Source organism: Paenisporosarcina sp. P4_E4_2, assembly GCF_056401595.1.
In genome coordinates this window covers 1-2818 of record NZ_JBFUJC010000381.1, presented here as the reverse complement: position 1 = coordinate 2818, position 2818 = coordinate 1, and the positions used below count along the sequence as shown (strand labels likewise).

General features: G+C 41.7%; 3 protein-coding genes. All 3 read right to left on the bottom strand.

Features of this window, described 5'->3' with window-relative positions; all coding sequences use genetic code 11:
- Positions 1-912 (bottom strand): argininosuccinate lyase (gene argH / locus AC1DSB_RS17435; RefSeq protein WP_477587223.1); only part of this gene is annotated, 912 nt, incomplete at its 3' end.
- Positions 909-2117 carry an argininosuccinate synthase gene (locus AC1DSB_RS17430; protein WP_477587222.1) on the bottom strand — a complete coding sequence of 403 codons (1209 nt, stop codon included), beginning with the start codon at positions 2115-2117 and terminating at the stop codon, positions 909-911. The genes AC1DSB_RS17430 and argH, both read right to left, overlap by 4 nt.
- A 159-nt stretch (positions 2118-2276) precedes the next feature.
- Positions 2277-2818, bottom strand: a 542-nt coding sequence (locus AC1DSB_RS17425; RefSeq protein WP_477587221.1) for an SDR family NAD(P)-dependent oxidoreductase, incomplete at its 5' end; no start/stop codon positions are given.

The window sequence follows — 2818 nt, the reverse complement described above, 5'->3', positions numbered from 1 at the left end:
AAACAAGTTCCCGTACACACGACCCGTCTTTCCGCGGATTAACTCGGCCATATCTGGATTTTTCTTTTGTGGCATGATGCTGGAGCCTGTGGCGAACGCATCGTCGAGTTCAATAAATTGAAATTCCTGGCTCGACCAAAGGATGATTTCTTCAGCGAAACGCGATAAGTGCATCATCACAAGTGAGGCATTACTTAAAAATTCCACGATGAAATCACGGTCACTCACGGCATCCATGCTATTTTGGTACACTTGCTCAAACCCAAGGGTATTGGCTGCTTTTTCACGATCAATCGGGAATGTCGTACCTGCAAGTGCGCCGGCACCTAATGGTGAAATATCAATACGTTTAAGTGATTCAGACAAACGTTCCTGATCACGCTCAAGCATCCAGAAGTATGCCATCAAATGATGAGCAAACGAAATGGGTTGCGCACGTTGCAAATGCGTATAGCCAGGTGCAATGGTTTCAACATGTTGCTCTGCTTGCATTAGTATTGCTTGTTGAAACGCTTTGATGCTCTCAATAATTTCTTGTACACGAGTTTTTAAAAAGAGATGCATATCTGTTGCGACTTGGTCATTTCGACTACGTCCAGTATGCATTTTGCCACCAACTGGCCCGATCAAATCAATCAACATTTTTTCAAGATTTAAATGAATGTCTTCGTTTGCAACTTCAAATACCAGCTCATCATTCGTTGCTTTTACTTTCAATTGCTCTAGACCGTCGACAATCTTGCTAACATCTTCAGCAGGTAAAATTCCACAGTCGCCAAGCATTTTTACATGTGCCATGCTGCCCGTCAAATCTTCCATGACGAGTTGTTGATCAAAGCCGATGGATGCGCCAAATTCATCAACCCATTGTTCAGCAGACTTTTGAAAACGGCCGCCCCATAGTTTGGTCATTCCGACACYTTCTCTTTTCCTTTGTTAACCATGGCATGAACCTTTGTCGGAAGTCCCCATAGCTCGATGAAGCCCACAGCAGATTCATGGTTGAATTCATCATCCGTAGTATAAGTGGCTAGTTTTTCATCATACAGTGAATTTGGCGATTTACGTCCTTCAACAATTGCATGACCTTTAAATAGTTTCACACGCACCACACCGTTGACATACACTTGCGTTTCTTTAAGGAAAGATTCTAGTGCCACTTTTAATGGAGAGAACCACAATCCTTCATAGATCAGTTCCGTTAATTTTTTCTCGATAACCGGTTTGAAATGAGCCAGCTCTTTAACAAGAGTAATGTCTTCAAGTTCTTTATGCGCAAGCAATAGTGTGTGAGCACCAGGCACTTCATATACTTCACGTGACTTGATACCGACTAGACGGTTTTCGACATGGTCGATACGTCCGATTCCGTGTTTCCCAGCGATTACATTCAGCTCGGAAATAAGCTCAGCTAATGGATAGGAAACTCCATCCAACGCAACAGGTACACCTTGTTCAAACGTAATCTCAATCAAATCGGCTGTATCTGGCGTATCTTCTAGTGCAACGGTTAAATCATATGCATCTTCTGGTGGTTTAGCCCAAGGATCTTCTAAAATACCGCATTCGTTGGCACGACCCCATAAGTTTTGATCTATTGAAAATGGACTATCTAAGTTTATTGGAATTGGAATGTTATTTTTCTTCGCATAKTCTATCTCTTCTTCACGAGACCAACCCCACGCACGAACAGGTGCGATTACTTCCAAGGAAGGATCCAATGCTTTGATCGATACCTCGAAACGCACCTGATCATTGCCTTTACCTGTACAGCCATGAGCTACGGCATCTGCTCCGGTTTGGTGTGCGATTTCAACCAATTTTTTTGAAATTAACGGACGGGATAAAGCCGAAACCAATGGATATTTCCCTTCATACCATGTGTGTGCTTGAAGTGAAAGTAATGCATATTCGTTCGCAAATTCTTCTTTTGCATCAATCATGTAACTTTCAACAGCACCGACTTGCAGTGCTTTCTTTTTAATGAACTCTAAATCTTTTCCTTCACCTACATCTAGACAAACAGCGATTACATCGTAACCTTGTTCTTTTAACCACGGAATTGCGACGGATGTATCTAGACCACCTGAGTATGCGAGAACTACTTTTTTGTTCATTTGTCATTCCTCCTGAATGTATGTTTATTCACATTTAATGAATTAATATACACAGATAATATCATGTTATAAAAATGTATACAAGTGAATACTCATACATTTAATAAAGTTTAACTATTCAAAAAAAGAACACCCGCATTGGTGCTCTTGATCACATTCTTATTTCTTCATGAAAAAATTTCGTCCTACGCGTTCAATTAGCCCGGGAGCCATATTGTATGCTTTACTCGAAATGCCCATATACCAAGGCAAATCCACTTCACGTACAGGACGTTCAATTACTCTGACAATCGCACTTGAAACTTCCCCGACTGATAACAAGAACTTTTTAAGTGAACTTTTATATGTACCCGTTGAATCCGCTAAATCCAAAAATGGTGTATCGATAGGCCCTGGATTGATGGTCGTCACGTAAATCCCGTGTGGCTGGACTTCCATTCGTGTAGCGTTAGCGTAACCGAGAAGCGCGTGCTTCGTTGCTGCATACACAGACGCTTTTGGTGTGGCGATTTTCCCAGCCTGTGACGCAACATAAATGAGATGCCCTGATTTCCTTTCTATCATTAAAGGTAAAATCCTGCTTGTCAATTTCATGGGTGCTGTTATATTAATACGCATCATGTCATCAATTTGTTGGTCAGTAGTATCATGTGCCAAAGCAAACGTTCCCACACCTGCAGAAAAGACGACAACCTCAGGAG